The sequence below is a fragment of the Hymenobacter sp. APR13 genome (assembly GCF_000737515.1).
In the GTDB taxonomy this organism is placed as follows: Bacteria; Bacteroidota; Bacteroidia; order Cytophagales; family Hymenobacteraceae; genus Hymenobacter.
The window spans coordinates 2,981,456-2,997,809 of the sequence record NZ_CP006587.1; the positions used below are offsets into that span (position 1 = coordinate 2,981,456).

The following is a 16,354-nucleotide window of genomic DNA, read 5'->3' on the forward strand; positions in this document are numbered from 1 at the left end:
AATGGCTATTACACAGCAGCGCCCGGTCTTGAGAAAGGCCGGGCGCTGCTGTGTGTTGTATGCCGTGAAACTGCTTATTCCTCGCCGTAGAACGATTCCAGTGCGGGCTTCAGGTTCGGATACTCAAACGTGAAACCCTGGCGCAGTACCTTCTCGGCACTCACGCGCTGCGAGGCCAGCACGATTTCGCTCATCTCGCCCATCATCAGGTTCAGGGCAAATTCCGGCACTTTAGGCAGCACCAGCGGGCGGTGCAGCACGTCAGCCAACACTTTGGTGAACTCCTCGTTCGTGACCGGGTGCGGGGCCACGGCGTTGTAGGTGCCTTCCCATTTGGGCTCCTCCAGCATCTGAATGAACAGGCGGCAGAGGTCGTCGAGGTGAATCCAGGACATAAACTGCCGGCCCGAGCCCAGCGGGGCGCCGGCCATCAGCTTCACGGTGCGGGCCAGCGGCACCAGCGCCCCACCCTCGGGACTGAGCACAATGCCGATGCGGCTGATTACGGTGCGGATGCCCAGCTTCTCCACGTCCTGCGCCGCCAGCTCCCACTGCCGCGACACGTCGGCCAGGAAGTCGTCGGCAGATGCGGCAGGCGTTTCCTCGTTCACCACCCGGTCAGCGCTGTCGCCATAGATGCCGATGGCCGAGGCCGACACGAAGGCCCGGACGTGGTGGCCGGGCTTGGCCAGCTCGCGGGCTAGCAGCGCCGTGCCGCCCAGGCGGCTGGTCATGATGTCGCGCTTGCGCTCATCGGTCCACTTGCCGTCCGACACGCTGGAACCGGCCAGGTTCACCACGTAGTCGGCGTAAGGAATGGCGGCCTCGTCGATGGTGCCGGCGCGCGGGTCCCAGCGGAAACTGCGGTAGTGGCTGTTGGCAGGCTGCCGGCTGAGCAGCGCCACTTCGTAGCCGGCATCAATGAGCATCTCGGCAAGGCGGGTACCAATCATGCCGGTACCGCCGCTGATGAGAACTTTTCGGGACATTGTGGGGAGGTTCTGGTGCGTGTGCCGTTTTTCTGCGTGCCGGGCGCGCCGTTGGCGAAACCGGCCGGGCCGCTGGTGGCAGCCGCGGCAGCGGGTTCGTCAAAGCTAGAGACAAGTAAGCAGAAAGCCGGAACTCATTTACCGAGCAGGCGGAGAAATTCGGCGCGGAGCGTGGCGTCTTCCTGGAAGGCACCGCTGTACTCGGCCGTGATGGTGGAGCTGCTGGTGTCGTTGACGCCACGGCTCATCACGCACAGGTGGTCGGCCTCGATGAGCACGGCCACGTTGTCGGTGTGCAGGGTCTGCTTGAGCTCCTCGGCAATCTGGCGCGTGAGGCGCTCCTGCACCTGCGGGCGGCGGGCATAATACTGCACCACCCGGTTGAGCTTGCTAAGCCCCACCACGTTGTCGCCGGGCAGGTAGGCCACGTGCGCCTTCCCGATGATGGGCACGAAGTGGTGCTCGCAGCACGAAAACAGCGTGATGTCGCGCTCCAGCAGCAGTTGCGAGTACTGGTAGCGGTTCTCAAACAGACGTACTTCGGGGCGGTGCTCGGGGTTGAGGCCCCGGAACCACTCCTGCACGTACATCTTGGCCACCCGGCGCGGGGTGCCCGCTAGGCTGTCGTCGGTCAGGTCGAGGCCCAGCAGCTGCATGATTTCGCGGAAGTGCTCCGTGATACCGGCAATCTTTTCGTCGTCGCTCAGCGCGAAGGCATCGGGGCGGAGGGGGGTATGCAAATCGGAGGGCAGGTGCGCGTCGGTGGTGAGGCGTAGGTCGCCGTCCGGCGCGGGCACAGAATTAGCCATGATATTCTACAAAGTTGCGCTCGGTTTCATACAGGGTAACCGAGAGGGCCAGCCGGGATTCAATATGGGTCCGCAGCCGGTTCCAGATGACTACTGCCATGTTCTCGGCAGTGGGATTTAAGTGACGGAATTCTTCGGTGTCGAGGTTGAGGTTCCGGTGGTCAAAGGTATCCAGAATCTCGCGCTTGATGAGGTCACTCAGGCGCTTCATATCGTACACGTAGCCCGTATCCGGGTCGATTTCGCCGGTCAGGCGCACAATCAGCTCGTAATTGTGGCCATGGTAGCTGGGGTTGTTGCACTTGCCGAACACCTGCTGGTTTTGCTCCGGGCTCCAGGCCGGGTTGTGCAGACGGTGGGCGGCGTTGAAATGTTCTTTGCGGCAGACGGTTACGGACATAGTTGGGCAAACCAGGAAAAAATGCTTTTGTTCAGCATACGCATCAGGCAATATATCAGACAAGCGGGTAATGGTGCATATAAATAGTATTTTTAGTAGTTAAACAGTATTCAGTATAATCTATTTAATAAAAGTGTATTTCAACCGAAAAAAAGCCCAGAGCCCATAGGCAGATGTAATAGCAGTGGTTAAATTTGGTGAGCCGGAATAGGAAAACCGGACATAATTGAGAATCCCCCTCTTCTTAACTACTTCATACACATGAAAAAAGGCGTACTCCTCTCTCTGCTGATGTTGGTGCTGTCGGTGACTGGCTACGCGCAGAAATCCCCCGTCGACGAAACGGATATGGCCATCAAAGGCATTCCGCGCAAAGGCCAACGGGTGACAATTCAGCTGGACAGCAAGCGGGTTGACGATTCCTGGAAAAAGCAGCTCGACACGCAGTTCGGCAGCAAAGTAAAGGCCGATAAAGGCGTTTACTCCATGGACGGTGTGGTGATTGAAGACATTTCCAAAACCCCCATCCGCGTAATCAGCAAGGTGGATGCCACCCCAACCGGTACGTCGGTATGGTGGTCTATCGACCTAGGCAACGCCTACCTGGGCAAGGATGCCACGCCTGTGCAGTGGAAGTCGGCCGAGAAATACCTCAAGGATTTCGCCCGCATGCTCTACCGCGAAGACTTGGCCGTGCAGGTAGCCGAAGCCGAACGCTCGCTCGTGTCGTCGCAGAACAACCACATGGCGGTTATCCAGAAGTCGGATGCCATCAAGAAGGACATCGAAAAGAACAAACTGCGCAAGTCGGAAATCCAGCAGCAGCTGGCCCAGAACGCCGCTGAGCTGCTGCAGTACAACAACCTGATCGACCTGAACCTGAAAGAGCAGGAAGCTGCCCGCGCCGACATTGTGAACATGCGCGTAGCGCTGGAAGCCGTGAAGGAGCGCATGACCAAAATCGAGTAATCGCTGATTCTCGCTGATTGAGGTGATTTCGCTGATTCTTCAGTTCGTGAAATCACCAACGAAAACAAAAAGCCGCCCCTGCAGGGCGGCTTTTTTTGTGATGTGCTGTCTGGAGTTGTAGTGTGCAGCCTGGAGTTGTGGTGTGCTAGCTGGAGTATCCGGTCAGGTTTCGGGCGTGGTAACAGCGCTACGTACTTCCCAGTCAAAAAAGATCAGCGAAATCACCTCAATCAGCGCAAATCAGCGATTCTAGTTCATGGCCTTGCGCACCTGCTGCTCGGCGGCTTTCTCGTCATTCCAGCTCACGATGCGCACTTCGCCGGGCCGGCCCTGGTGCTGAAACCACTGCCGCAGCACCTCCCGCGCGCCGGGGTAGCGCGAAGTCAGGTCCTGCCAGCTGACCACGGCCGGCAGAATCTGCTGGCTGGGCCGGGCCGGCACGGCCAGCACGATGGGGCGCATGAGGCCGTTGTCGTCGAGCGTGACGAGGCCGATGGGCAGCACCTCCAGCACGGTGCCGGCTGGCTGGGTTTCGGCCAGCACCAGCGCCGCCAAGGGCCGGGCCGAGGGTGCGTCGGTGGTTGTGCCCGGGATGAAGCCGCTGTTGCCGGGGCAGGGCAGAAACTCCACCACGTGGTCGAGGCCGGCGCGACGCTCGGGCACAAACTGGTGCTGGGTGGCGTCGTAGCGCTGGGCGCGGTTGGTGCCGGCCGGCATTTCCACCACCACCTGCAGCAGCTTGCGCTCCGGCGAGAAGGTCGGCAGGTCGTCGGGGCGGGTCTGGCAGCCGGTGAGCGGGGCGGCGGCCAGCGCGGCGAGGGTCAGCAAAGCGGAAAGGCGCATACGCTAGCGGTTACTGGGCCAGCTGCTCGTCCAGCAGCCGGAAGGGGCTGAGCTGGTCGAGGCGCAGCACAAAGCGGAGCTGGTCGGTGAGGGCGCGGCGGCTGCCGGGCAGGCCGTTTTCGTACTGCGAGCCGGCCAGCGGCAGGTAGAAGCTCAGCAGCTTGTTGAACAGCGGCAACGACAGGCCGGCATCGTAGTAGGCCCGTTGCGGGCTGCGGCCGGCGGCTACCTGGTTCTGCTCCTTGGTCATCCCGAAGTCAGCAAACACCCCGAACGGCGTCACGGGCAGATCGGCCTGCAGGTTGAGCGTGGTGAGCCAGCGGCTGCTGCTGGCGGGCAGATAGGCCTTGAAAGCGCCGTCGCGGCCATCAAACTGGTGCTGCTGGGCTGCCAGGCTGGGCGAAATCTGCTGCCGGTCCAGGAACACAGTCTGGCGGCGGTAGTCGGGGCTGCCGCTCAGCCCGATGACGAAAGGCGCGTCGTTGGCTTTGTTGAGGAAGGCGCCGCCGAACACGCGCACCGAAAAGGTCTTCTTGGGCGAGTAGTAGCGCAGGTAGCTGGCCTCGGCCCGTAGCAGAGCCGCATCGGCGCGCAAGTTGTCGTTGGCCAGGTCGGGGGTGAGGTAGTTGAGCTCGGCGTGGGCATCCCAGCGGTAGAGGGCATTGCCGGCCCGGAAAGCGTACTCCAGCGACTGAATGCTGCTGGTGGTACCGGCGTCCTGGTTTTCAATGGCCGTATTGGCTAGCTTCACGGTGTGCTGCGGCGCGTTGAAGGCCGAGTGCGGGAACGACAGCGTCAGGCTGGGCTCGACCTTCTGGTAGCGCTCAAAACGCTGAAACTGCACGCCCACCACGGCCCGGCGCGTGATGCGCTCCGGCAGGATGTTGAGGTTCAGCATCCCGATGCCGTTCAGCTCTTTCTGGTTGAAGCTGTACATGGGCATCGCCAGGTAGCTGAACTTCTTGACGTTGAGCGGGCTGTTGTAGAAAGCCGCGCCCAGCATAAACTTATCCGACGTGTTGGCGCCCACCACCGGCAGCCAGTTGATGGCGGCCTGGTCCCAGCGCTCGGGGCTCAGGATGGGCCGCAGCCGGATGCGCTCCAGCGCCCGGAACGAGCCGGTCGTTTTCAGGCGGTCGTCGCGGCGGTTGAGCTGGGGCGTGAGGTAGTCAGGGTCGACCACCAGGCTGGCTACGTTCTCGTCGCGGAAGCGCAGCACGGCGTCGTCCGACTCGTCAGTGCGGGCGAAAGGCTTGGTCCACTGGGTTTCCAGCACCCGGCCACTGGCATCGAGGCTGGCCACCGGAAACGGAAACGGCGCCGGCGAGTCGTTGCGGACCAGCACCTTGCGCTGGCCCTTCTCCAGCTTCGACTTCGACAGCACGGCGTTGTAGCGGTTCTGGCCGTTGAGCATGTCGTTGAAAAACCAGCCCAGCTTCTGGCCTGCCACTTCCTCGAACACGGCCTGCATGTCCTCGGGGTAGGGGTGGCGGAACTGCCAGCGGGCGTAGTAGGCCTGCATGGCCTCATCAAACTTGGCCTGGCCCAGATAGGCCGCCAGGTACTGCAGCAGCGAGGCCGTTTTGCCGTACACGATGATGCCGTAGTTGAGCTTGCCGTAGTCGGCGGAGGCGAAGTTGGTGACGGGCTGGTCGAGGCTGCGGCTGGCCACGGCCTGGTACGGAATGTAGTTGAGGGCGGCTTCGGGCAGGCCGTTGAGAGTGAGGGCAGTGGCTGCGGCGCCTTTGGTGGGCAAGCCCAGCAGGCCGCCGGCCTGTTCGCCGCTGCGGGCAGCCACGCGGTTTTCCACGTAGGAGTTTACGCCCTCATCCATCCAAGCAAAGTCCCGCTCGTTGGTGCCCAGGATGCCGTAGAACCAGTTGTGGCCCACCTCGTGCACAATGGCCGAAGGCTGCGTGACGGTCACCATCGGGTACTCCATGCCCGAGCCGGCGCTCAGGGCGCCATCTACGGCCGTGGCGGCGCTATATGGGTACTCGCCCACCCAGCGCGAGTAGTATACCACCGCCGAATCCACGTCCTGCAGGCCTTTCACCCACTTCTCAGCTTCCTTGTTCGTGAACATCACCCACGTATCCACCACGCGGCCCGAGGGCAGCGTGACGGCGCTTTTGCGCACGTTGAAGCGCTTGTCGGCAAACCAGGCGAAGTCGTGGACCCGGTCCTGCACGTAGCGCAGGGTTTTGGTTTCGGCCACCGAAACCGGGAACGTCAGGTCGGGCTCGGCTTTCATGGACTGGGGAGGCGTGCTGGAATTTCCGTTTATAGGAAGTTCTGCTGCTGCCAGCTGCCGCAGGCGCTGCTGCTCCTCGGGGTTCTGGAGTACGCCCGTGGCGCCTACCGTGTAGTTGGCCGGCAGCGTGATACGCACGTCAAACGAGCCGAACTCCGAGTAGAACTCGCCCTGGTCGAGGTAGGGCATGGCGTGCCAGCCGCGCCGGTCGTACACGGCCGGCTTGGGGTACCACTGCGTAATCTGGTAGCTCTGCTCGACGTGGCCGAAGCGCGAGAAAGAATCGGGAATCTTCACCCGAAACGGCGTGCTGATGGTGGCGCTGGCCCCGGGCGCCAGCCGCTGCGGCAGCAGCAGCTTGGCCATGTCAGGGTTTTCAGGGTCCAGCTCCAGCTTGGCCGGCTGGCCGTTCACCTGGAAGTCGAGCTGGTCGATGTAGCCGCGCTGCTCTGGGGTGGCGAAGTGAAACTTGCGGCTGCCGTTGCGCAGCTGCTGCCGGGCGAAGGCCGTGTTGTCGTCGCGGTAGGCATTCGGCCACAGATGAAACCAGATGAAGGGCAGCGCGTCGGGCGAGTTATTGGTGTACACCAGCTCCTCCCGGCCTGTCAGCTGGTGCTGCTTGTCGTCGAGCGTGACGTCGATGGAGTAGCTAACCTGCTGCTGCCAGTAGGGGGCCGCGCTTCGGGCCGGCGCTGAGGGCTGCGCCGCAGCGCAAAGGGGCAGGAGCAACAGGCCATAGCCAACCAGGAATTTTTTCATACAAAGCAGCAACAAACGAGACGACAACCAGGAAACGAAAGTAAGGGTCTGCTGCGTATTGCGGCCCGGCCGCGGCATAACCTTTCCTTAACCCCTTGCGTTTGTTGGCCCATACGTTTCACCCTGCCGCCTAGTGCCGGCAGCCAAATTTCTCCGACATGTCATTCCATAAGCAGCCCAAAGACGACACCCAGCACCAGAACCACCTCGACGGCGCCGTAAAAATCCTCGGCAGCGACCTGCAGGAAGAAGCTGACCGTTCCGGTATCGACAACCACTTCCAGCGCTGGATTGAAGATCTGAAGGATGTCAACAACCCCGAGCTGCACCAGATTGTAGTAGACCTGCAGGACCTGAAGGCCCACTTCAACGGTGGCGGTATCGACAAGGACCTGGTAGGCAAGCTGCTGGCCCGCCTCGGCACCAATACCACCAAATCGGCCGTATTCGCCGAAAACCCCAACACCGCTGAGCGCGTGACCAAGCTGGGCGAAGCCCTGAGCGCCGCCGCCAAGCAGATGTCGGGCGCCCAGCCGGCCGAGTAAGCGCAAGCTGGCTGCTTGATAGCTAAAAAGGCGCTTCCGAAAGGAAGCGCCTTTTTTTGTGCCTAAAAAGGCATTCAGAACACGATAGAACGTCATGCAGAGCGCAGCGAAGCATCTCGCATGCTGACGTTGCAATAATACTCTTGTATCAGCATGCGAGATGCTTCGCTGCGCTCTGCATGACGTTCTAGTCTATTGTATAGCTTCCTGAATGGCTTCCCAGCCAGAGACGAGCACACCAACGGTAGGCAACAAAAAAGCAACGGCCGGCTTCTCCTGGGAGAAGCCGGCCGTTGCCGGTATAGGAAAGTCGAAAGACTTAAGCGGCAACCACCGTGCGACGCTTCTCCTTGATACGAGCTGCTTTGCCCGACAGGCCACGCAGGTAGAACAGACGGGCACGACGTACTTTACCGCGACGGATTACTTCCACTTTGTCGATGTTAGGCGACAGCAGGGGGAAGATACGCTCGGTACCGATCTGGTTGGAAATCTTACGAACGGTGAAGGTTTCGCCGTTGGAGTTGCTGTTTTTGCGCTGAATTACAACGCCCTGGAACTGCTGAATGCGCTCCTTGTTGCCCTCGCGAATCTTAACGTGTACGTTAACGGTGTCGCCGGCAGCAAAGGCGGGGAAGCTGGCGCGGCGCTCCTGGGATTCCTGCTGAATAAAATCGAGTAGTACGCTCATGGCTGAAAAAACTGTGAAGGACGGCCGCGCCGTCTGGGGTTTCGGGTAAAGAGGTGCAAATATAGCCCTCTGTTTTTAGGATTGCAAGCTGAAATATTGAATGGGTAAATACCTGAATGCTTGGCCGTTCAAGGGGCAGGCAACTGGGTAACTAGTCAACCATTCAATTCAGCTAGCCATTTAGCAGGTCTGGGCGGCGGTGCTGGGTTCTTTCCAGCGCCTGGTCGTGCCGCCAGACGTCAATCTTGGGGGTATTGCCGGAGAGCAGGATTTCCGGAACCGGCAGCCCGCGCCACTCCGCCGGGCGGGTGTACACAGGCGGCGCCAGCAGGTTGTCCTGAAACGAGTCGCTGAGCGCCGATTCTTCGTTGCCCAGTACGCCCGGCAACAGCCGCACCACCGCATCCACGAGCACCGCCGCGCCCATCTCGCCCCCGCTCAGCACGTAGTCGCCGATGCTGATTTCGTGGGTGATGTAGGCTTGCCGGATCCGCTCATCTACGCCCTTGTAGTGCCCGCACAGCAGCAGCAGGTTGCCCGCCAGAGAGAGGCGGTTGGCCAGAGGCTGCCGCAGGGTTTCCCCGTCGGGCGTGAGGTAGATGATGGCGTCGTAGCTGCGTTCGGCCAGCAGGGCATCGAAGCAGGCCGCAATGGGCTCTACCCGCAATACCATGCCGGCGCCGCCGCCAAACACATAGTCGTCAATCTGGCCGTGCTTGTTGATGGCATAGCGGCGCAGATCGTGCAGATGGATTTCCACCAGCCCTTTGTCCTGCGCGCGTTTCACGATGGAGTGCGCGAAGGGGCTGATCAGCAAATCCGGCTGGCACGTGACGATGTCGATGCGCATGATGGCCGGAACTAGGCTTCTTCGGTTTCGTCGGGCTCGTCCTGCTCGCGCGAGGAAGGCAGCAGATACACGTCCAGCAGCCCTTCGGGCAGCGTGACGTGCAGCGTCTTGGTGGCCTGGTCGGCGTGCGACACCAACTCGTCCACCACCGGAATCAGCACTTCTTGGCCCTGGTAGCGCATGGCCAGCACGTCCTGCTGGGGCAGCTCGTAGAAGGTTTCTACGATGCCCAGCGTGCCCAACTTCGCGTCGAGCACCGTGTAGCCGATGACGTCGTGAAAGTAGAACTGGTCGGCGGCCAGCGCCGGCAGCTCCTGCAGGGGGCGGTAGAGCTTGGCGTTGCGCAGGGGCTCGGCTTCCTCAATCCGGTCGATGCCTTTGAGCTTGAGCAGGGCCCGCTCGTTGGCTTGCGGCTGCAGCTTCTCCACATCATATGACACCAGCTTGCCGGGTGCCGTGGGCATCTCCAGCAATACCGACTTCAGCTTGCGGTAAGCCTGCAGGTCGTCCACGTCGAGGAAGGCCACCACAAACCCTTTCAGGCCGTGTGGCTTCCCAATGGAGCCCAGCTGATAATAGTCGTCGAGTGTCATGGAGAGGTGGTTAAGCAAGTAAGGAATTAGGTGATTAAGTGGTAAAAGACCCCAGCCAGGCCGGCTGAAGAACTCCTAATCACTTAATCACCTAATACCTTATTCACCAGAAAACTAAGCGCCGGCTTCGTCCGTGGTTTCGGCCGTAACTTCTGCCTCGGTGGTTTCGCCTTCAGCAGCCGGAGCTTCCGTTGGGGCGGGCGTGTTTTTCTTGCGGATAGCCTCAGCACGGGCTTCCTTCACTTTGGTCTCAGCAGCCAGGGCAGCTTTGCGAGCTTCCTCCTTGGCGGTGCCGAGGTTGGTGCGCTTGCCTTCGATTTTAGCGTCTTTCTGCTCTTTCCAGTCGTTGTAGCGCTGGTCGGCTACGTCCTGCGAAATAGCGCCTTTGATAACACCCAGTTGCAGGTGCTTGCGGTAGAGCACACCGCGGTAAGAGAGCATAGCACGTACCGTGTCGGTAGGCTGGGCACCTTTCATGATCCAGTCAAACGCCTTCTCGCCATCGAAGTTGATGGAAGCAGGATTGGTGTTGGGGTCGTAGGTACCGATTTTCTCGATGAAACGGCCATCACGCGGAGCGCGCGAATCGGCAACAACGATGTCGAACTGAGCGGCCTTTTTGCGGCCGCGACGGGCGAGGCGGATTTTAACTGCCATAAACCGGGTTGGTTAAGCGACGCAACTCGTGCGTCTGGTTGAAAATGAGGTGCAAAGGTAATCACAGATTTTGCAGATTGAAAGGATTACACAGATTCAACCAGTGCCTGCCCGTTCGGGGCATCCTTGCCTAGCAACAGAAAAGGCTGTTGCCGGTCAGCAACAGCCTTTTCAGGGCAAACAAAATATCTGGAGTTAAGCGGCCATCGGCACCGATTCCTGCCACTTGCGCTTCACCTTCACGATGCGCGCCTTATCGAGCAGCCAGATAACCGAGTAGGTGGGGTCCAGCTCCCACTTCTTCACGCCGAAGTTGACGCGCATGGGCAGTTTGTGGTGGTTGTTCTGGAACAGCTCGCCGAAAGCCAGGAAGTCGAAGGGCAGCGTGTTGCGCGACTTGTCGTGGTTGTCGAAGTTCTGGTAGCCGTACTTGTGGCCGCCCCAGTTCACGATGGCGCCGTGAATTGGGCCCATCAGGAAGTGCACCGGCAGCAGCAGGTACTGCCACCAAGCTGTGGCGAAGTTGATGTAGAACAGCACGTAGGCTGTGCCCCAGCCCAGGCGGGAATACACGGTGCCGCCGAACTTGTCGAGCCAGCTCCACTCGGGCGTGTCGCCTTCAAAGCGCTTGGCGGCGTCGTGCTTGTCGAGCACTACTTCGTTGTAAATCACCTTGGTCTTCCACATCATCGAAAAAGCATTCGAGGAAAAGTGAGGCGAGTGGGGGTCCATCTCGGTGTCGGAGTAGGCGTGGTGCATGCGGTGCAACAGCGCGTACGCCCGCGGCGACAGGAACGAGGAGCCCTGGCAGATGTAGGTGAACAGGAAGAAGAACTTCTCCCAGAACTTGTTCATCGTGAACATCTTGTGCGCCGCGTAGCGGTGCAGGTAGAATGTCTGCGTGAACAGCGAGAGGTAGTAGTGGGCAATGAAGAAAACGAGAATTGCCATGGGCCGAAAGGGATTAGAAGCAGTGCAGGGACGGCTGTAGTGTCTGAGCGCAAAAACCCGAACATCACGGTTTAGTTCAGAAGCCGTTTTACAAAACTACGGCCACACCCGGCGGCAGCGCAATTTTGCTATATAAAAGGCCAAAATGTTGTTGGATTGGCGCTGATGAAAGGTCAGCCTATAAGAAGTGAGAGGTGAGCTCTTCGTGCTGTTGGACCACTTGGACTACAGAACGAAAGGCTCACCTCTCACTTTTTACAATCGGACCTCTAGTAGTAGGCCTGCGCCGCTTCCCAGTGCGGCATGTCGGGTAGGGGCGCTACCAGCACCATGTTTTCCTTCGTGACGGGGTGCTGCAGCTCCAGTTGGCGGGCGTGCAGGGCGATGCTCACGTCGGGCAGCGGAGCAATGAAGCCGTACTTCACGTCGCCGACGATGGGCGTACCCAGGCCAGTGCTCAGCTGCACCCGGATCTGGTGCGGGCGGCCCGTGATGGGGTTCACCTGCAGCAGCCAGCGGTTGCCGGCCTGCCCCAGTACCTGGTAGTCCAGCTCCGATTTCAGGCCCTGGCCGTGGCGCTCGGGGTAGGCTTTGGTGGTGTTGCGGATGGGGTCCTTGACCAGCCAGTGCGTAAGGTGGCCGCTGAGCGGGTTGGGGCACATACCGGTCAGGGCCCAGTAGGTCTTGTGCATTTTGTTGTCGCGGAACATTTCGTTGAGGCGGCTCAGGGCTTTGCTGGTTTTGGCCATCACCACAATGCCGCTCACGGGCCTATCGATGCGGTGCGCCACGCCCACGAAGGCGGCGCCGGGCTTCTTGTACTTGAAGCGCAGGTATTCCTCGGCCTTGGCCGAAAGGGGCTCGTCGCCGGTGGCGTCGCCCTGCACGAGCAGGCCGGCGGGCTTGTTGATGACGAGCAGATGGTTGTCTTCGAACAGAATTTCCTTCTGTTCCGACCACAGATTCGGACGATTCACTTGGGGAGAATTAATAATTAATAATTAGTAATTAAGAATTGCTCGAAAGTGCCTTTTCCTGCATCACAGCGCAGAAACGATACGTAGGAGTAGCCCTAATTGCTAATTATTAATTACTCATTACTAATTAATTTAATACGCTTCTTCCTGGGTGGGGAAGTCGCGGCTTTTTACGTCCTGAATGTAGCGCTGCACAGCTTCGTGCATGATGTCGCCCAGGTCGGCGTAGCGGCGCAGGAAGCGCGGCTTGAACTCTTTGGTGATGCCCAGCATGTCGTGCACTACCAGCACCTGCCCGTCTACGTCGGGGCCGGCGCCGATGCCGATGACCGGAATGGTGAGCTTCTCGGCTACCTGCTTGGCCAGTGAGGACGGGATTTTCTCCAGCACCAGGGCAAAGCAGCCGATTTCTTCCAGCAGCAGGGCATCTTCGATGAGCTTCTGCGCCTCGGCTTCCTCTTTGGCCCGCACGGTGTAGGTGCCAAATTTATAAATACTTTGGGGAGTGAGGCCCAGGTGGCCCATCACCGGAATGCCGGCCGTGAGGATGCGGGTGATGCTGTCCTTGATTTCGGCGCCACCTTCCAGCTTGATGCCGTGCCCGCCCGACTCCTTCATAATGCGGATGGCCGACTGCAGCGCCACCGACGAATTGCCCTGGTAGGAGCCAAACGGCATATCCACCACCACAAAGGCGCGCTTCACGGCCCGCACCACGCTCTGGGCGTGGTAGATCATCTGGTCGAGGGTGATGGGCAGGGTGGTTTCGTGGCCGGCCATGACGTTGGAGGCCGAGTCGCCGACGAGCAGCACGTCGATGCCGGCACCGTCGAGAATGGTGGCCATCGAGAAATCGTAGGCGGTGAGCATGGAAATCTTCTCCCCGCGCTGCTTCATGGCCAGCAACTGATGGGTGGTCACGAGCTTGACTTCTTTGTGCTGAGACATGGTTGTGAGGGTATTAGGAGCGTGGGGAGGTGCAAACAGAAAAGTACCGGCCGGAGCCGCAGGTCAAAGCTGCGGATTTTTCAGAAATAAGCCGGCCAAACGCAGCCGCTACGCACGCCCAGGGCTGGCACAGCAGTAGCGCGAACTTTGCAGTTCGCGCCCCCACGCCGTTCGAACGATTCCAACGGCTCGGGGACGCGAACTATCAAGTTCGCGCTACTGCGTGCTACGTTAGTAGTTCAGGAACGTGCGGTTGCGGTTCAGCTTCAGATCCTGCAGCAGCGACGACTTGGCGGCAATGGTCACGAAGTAGCCCTGGCCGTAGCCGCTGAACGGGCGCCAGTTGGCCGTAATCTGCCAGCAGTGTAGGTCGCGGAAGATGTCCAGCGAGGTGAAGGCCGGCGTTTTGTTGATGAAGTCGTAGTTGGTGGTGTAGCCGACGCGGGTGTTGCTGGTCAGCTTTACGGAGCCGCTCAGGTTGAGGGCGGCCGTGGTGAAGGCGCGGGTGCGCACATAGGTGCCACGCGAAGGCCGCACGCCCGGGTCGACGTAGAGGATGGAGAAGCCGGTGGTCATTTCCCAGGGCAGCTCGAAATCCACGTAGTCCTCGTAGGGGTTGATGGGGTTGGGGTTGCCGAGCGTAGGGTCGTTGACGGGGGCTACGGCACGGGGCACGTTGCTTTTCTTGTTCGGGTTCTGGGCCGGGTTGAACTGGTAGTTCATCTGCAGCGAGGCCGACGTGAGGCGCGCCAAGCGGCGGCTCTGCTGATCGAAGAGGTACTTGTTGATGGTGCGTCCGGCCGTGTCGCGCTGGTAAGGATCAAGGGAAGCAGTAATGTTGATGCTAAGCTTCTTCGCCACTTGTGTCCGGAACGTGGCGCTGAGCGGCTGCAGACGTAAAGAATCGGCCAGGAAGTTGTAGCCGGTGTTGAAGTCGAGGCCGTCAATCAAACTGACTTTGTTGAACGGCGTGGTGCCGGTGGTGTCGTTCTTGTTGCGCACCTTCATTTCCACGGCGTTCTGCAGCGAGAAGCTCACCTGGCTCTGGCGCTGCCCAGCGGGCGTGCCGTACAGGAAGCCTTCGTAGCGCGAGAAGATGCGCGAATCCACCAGGCGGCCCTGCCCGTCGAGGCTGGTGCCCAGCGGCAGGTTGAGGCTCTGGCGGTAGTCAGGGTTGGCGTTGGGCGCGTACTGGTAGCTGATGTTGGGCGTGACTTTGTGGCGGATTGCCTGGATTTTGCGCGTGCCCTTGCGTACCAGCGTGCCGTAGAAGTTGGTGCCCAGGTTGACGCCCATTGATACCGTGTAGAGGCGGTTGAAGCTGGTGGTGGTATCTACCCTAATGGCCTGAGCCACGGGGTTGAAGCTGTAGTCGAGGCGCTTGAAATACCAGACCTCGTTGTAGCTGACGGCCGGGCTGACGTTGATGTGCTTGAGCACGTTGTAGCTGCCCAGCTGAATCTGGAAGTCGTGGCGCAGGCCAGTCTGGGAGTTGCGCAGCAGAGTCGCAATATTTTCGAGCTTGATAGGGATGACGCTGCCGGCGTTGGTGCCACCCAGCAGCGGCACACCCGACAGCTGCCGCGCCGCCTGGGTATTTGTAACCTTGTTTTGGCCCGTGAGCGAGTAGGAGAAGGACAGCTGCTCGTAGAATTTGCCGCTCGGTGAAATGCCCAGCCACTGGTACGGATACTGCCGCGCCACCTGCACCGTGGCGTCGGGCAGCACGAAGCTCATTTCGCCGGTTTGTGTGTTCTGGGTCTGGCTCAGGTTCAGCGAATAGTTGATGGGCGCGTTGCGCAACTGCTTGCTGTAGCTGATGGTGGAGGAGAAGGCCGGCGTCAGGAAGCGGCGCGGCTCAAACGAGTTCTGCTGGTTGAAGTCGGAGCTGCCGGCCTGCACGCTGGCCGAAAACCGGCCGCCGCCGGGACGCGGGGTAGGCGAGTGGCTCCAGCGCAACCACAATGTTTTGGGGCTGCGAGGCTGCCGAAACACCGCGCCTGAGGCCGTCACGCCGTCTTCCTGTAGCAGCCGCTCGGCGGGCCTTGACGAAAACTCGAAGCTCAGCAGGCCATTGTAGCGGTAGCGCTTGATGTACTGCATCTCGGCTTGGCCGCGCCAACCACCGAACTGCTGGCCCGCGCCCGAGTAGACGTCGCCGGTGAATCGCACGCCGATGTTGTCGTTGGCAGCCCAGTAGTAGCCGCCATTGCGCAGGAAGAAGCCGCGGTCCGTGGACTGCCCGAACGTAGGGATAATCAGGCCTGAGGCGCGGGTGGAGCTGGGCGAGGGGAAGTAGCCGAACGGCAGCCCCAGCGGCGTGGGGATGCCGCCAATCACCAGGTTGAAGGGGCCGGTCACCACTTTCTGGCCCGGAATCACCTTCATCTTGCTGGCGTTGATGTAGAAGTGCGGGTGCTCGAGGTTGCAGGTGGTGTAGCGCCCGTTGCGGCCGTAGATTTCGTTGAACTGGTTTTTCTTGATGGTTTCGGCGTGCAGGTAGCCTTCGCCCTGTTGGGTTACGGCGTCGGCAATCTTGCCTTTCTTGCTCTTGAAATTGTAGTTGATGCGGCCGGCCTGGTAGGTTTCGGCGCCGTTCTTGAATACGGGGCGGCCGCGGGTTTTACCGGTGGAGTCCTGGGTGCCTTCGGCCGTGAGCAGGTTGTTGCTGTAGTCGACGGTAATGCGGTTAGCCTTGAGGTCCATCTCGCCGTAGTTCACGCTGGCGGCATCATACAGGATGGCCTTTTTTTCGCCCACCACAAACCGGATGGAGTCTTTGGCGGCATATTTCACCGTGGTTTCCACGCCGCCTTTGCGGGCGCCGGCGGCCACATTCAGCGAGTCAGGCGTGCTGCCGCGGCGCACCAGGCCGCTGGTGTCGGCAGCGGTGCCGGAGCGGGGGCGCTGCAGCCCCGAGCGGGTGGTGTCGGCGCGCAGAATCTGAGCGGGGCGGCGCACGTCGGCGGGGACCGAGGTGGCCTGCTGCCGGCGCGGGGTAGGGGCCTGCGCCCGGGCCGTGAAATTCAATAGTCCGAGTGCCGCCAGCAGGCACAACACAGCTGGCCCGGTAGCCCGTAGGCTCCGCAGAATAAATCCGCGCATAAAAATAATCGTAT

At 60.5% G+C, this 16,354-nt stretch carries 15 protein-coding genes; 2 read left to right on the forward strand and 13 right to left on the reverse strand.

Annotated features, from left to right (window positions below; translation table 11 throughout):
* Positions 1–74 precede the first annotated feature (74 nt).
* The 3 genes from N008_RS12555 to N008_RS12565 form a co-directional block, all read right to left on the reverse strand.
* Entirely contained in the window at positions 75–989 is a 915-nt protein-coding gene (locus N008_RS12555) for a TIGR01777 family oxidoreductase (RefSeq protein ID WP_044016446.1), read from the reverse strand.
* Positions 990–1,123: 134 nt separating this feature from the next.
* A complete protein-coding gene (gene folE / locus N008_RS12560; protein WP_044016448.1) occupies positions 1,124–1,798 on the reverse strand; it encodes a GTP cyclohydrolase I FolE in 675 nt (224 codons plus the stop codon).
* On the reverse strand, positions 1,791–2,198 hold the full coding sequence (locus tag N008_RS12565; RefSeq protein WP_044016451.1) for a 6-pyruvoyl trahydropterin synthase family protein: 408 nt from the start codon (positions 2,196–2,198) through the stop codon (positions 1,791–1,793). The genes folE and N008_RS12565 overlap by 8 nt, the downstream gene beginning before the upstream one ends.
* 261 nt (positions 2,199–2,459) lie before the next feature.
* Here N008_RS12565 and N008_RS12570 point away from each other — a divergent pair, with 261 nt between their 5' ends.
* Positions 2,460–3,167, forward strand: a complete 708-nt coding sequence (locus N008_RS12570; protein ID WP_052381496.1) for a hypothetical protein — start codon at positions 2,460–2,462, stop codon at positions 3,165–3,167.
* A 249-nt stretch (positions 3,168–3,416) separates the two neighbouring features.
* On the opposite strand, the gene N008_RS12575 is transcribed toward N008_RS12570, so the two are convergent.
* Both N008_RS12575 and N008_RS21655 read right to left on the reverse strand, forming a co-directional pair.
* Entirely contained in the window at positions 3,417–4,010 is a 594-nt protein-coding gene (locus tag N008_RS12575) for an inorganic diphosphatase (RefSeq protein WP_052381497.1), read from the reverse strand.
* Between the two features lie 10 nt (positions 4,011–4,020).
* Entirely contained in the window at positions 4,021–7,023 is a 3,003-nt protein-coding gene (locus tag N008_RS21655; protein WP_052381498.1) for a M1 family metallopeptidase, read from the reverse strand.
* Between the two features lie 158 nt (positions 7,024–7,181).
* Here N008_RS21655 and N008_RS12585 point away from each other — a divergent pair, with 158 nt between their 5' ends.
* Complete coding sequence (locus tag N008_RS12585) at positions 7,182–7,568, forward strand: hypothetical protein (protein WP_044016453.1); 387 nt, start codon at positions 7,182–7,184, stop codon at positions 7,566–7,568.
* 319 nt (positions 7,569–7,887) lie between these two features.
* Here N008_RS12585 and rplS read toward each other — a convergent pair whose 3' ends face one another.
* The 8 genes from rplS to N008_RS12625 form a co-directional block, all read right to left on the reverse strand.
* Positions 7,888–8,259, reverse strand: coding sequence for a 50S ribosomal protein L19 (gene rplS, locus N008_RS12590; RefSeq protein ID WP_044016455.1), 372 nt, complete (start codon positions 8,257–8,259; stop codon positions 7,888–7,890).
* 172 nt (positions 8,260–8,431) lie between these two features.
* A complete protein-coding gene (gene trmD / locus N008_RS12595) occupies positions 8,432–9,109 on the reverse strand; it encodes a tRNA (guanosine(37)-N1)-methyltransferase TrmD (RefSeq protein WP_044016457.1) in 678 nt (225 codons plus the stop codon).
* Positions 9,110–9,120: 11 nt separating this feature from the next.
* Positions 9,121–9,702, reverse strand: a complete 582-nt coding sequence (rimM, locus tag N008_RS12600; RefSeq protein ID WP_044016459.1) for a ribosome maturation factor RimM — start codon at positions 9,700–9,702, stop codon at positions 9,121–9,123.
* Positions 9,703–9,816: 114 nt separating this feature from the next.
* Positions 9,817–10,359: a 30S ribosomal protein S16 gene (locus tag N008_RS12605; protein WP_044016460.1), complete on the reverse strand. Its 543-nt coding sequence runs from the start codon at positions 10,357–10,359 to the stop codon at positions 9,817–9,819.
* Between the two features lie 195 nt (positions 10,360–10,554).
* Complete coding sequence (locus N008_RS12610) at positions 10,555–11,310, reverse strand: acyl-CoA desaturase (RefSeq protein WP_044016462.1); 756 nt, start codon at positions 11,308–11,310, stop codon at positions 10,555–10,557.
* A gap of 269 nt (positions 11,311–11,579) precedes the next feature.
* On the reverse strand, positions 11,580–12,287 hold the full coding sequence (locus N008_RS12615; protein ID WP_052381499.1) for an RluA family pseudouridine synthase: 708 nt from the start codon (positions 12,285–12,287) through the stop codon (positions 11,580–11,582).
* 132 nt (positions 12,288–12,419) lie between these two features.
* A complete protein-coding gene (panB, locus tag N008_RS12620) occupies positions 12,420–13,235 on the reverse strand; it encodes a 3-methyl-2-oxobutanoate hydroxymethyltransferase (RefSeq protein WP_044016464.1) in 816 nt (271 codons plus the stop codon).
* A 231-nt stretch (positions 13,236–13,466) separates the two neighbouring features.
* A complete protein-coding gene (locus N008_RS12625) occupies positions 13,467–16,295 on the reverse strand; it encodes a putative LPS assembly protein LptD (protein ID WP_156109292.1) in 2,829 nt (942 codons plus the stop codon).
* Positions 16,296–16,354: the final 59 nt, after the last annotated feature.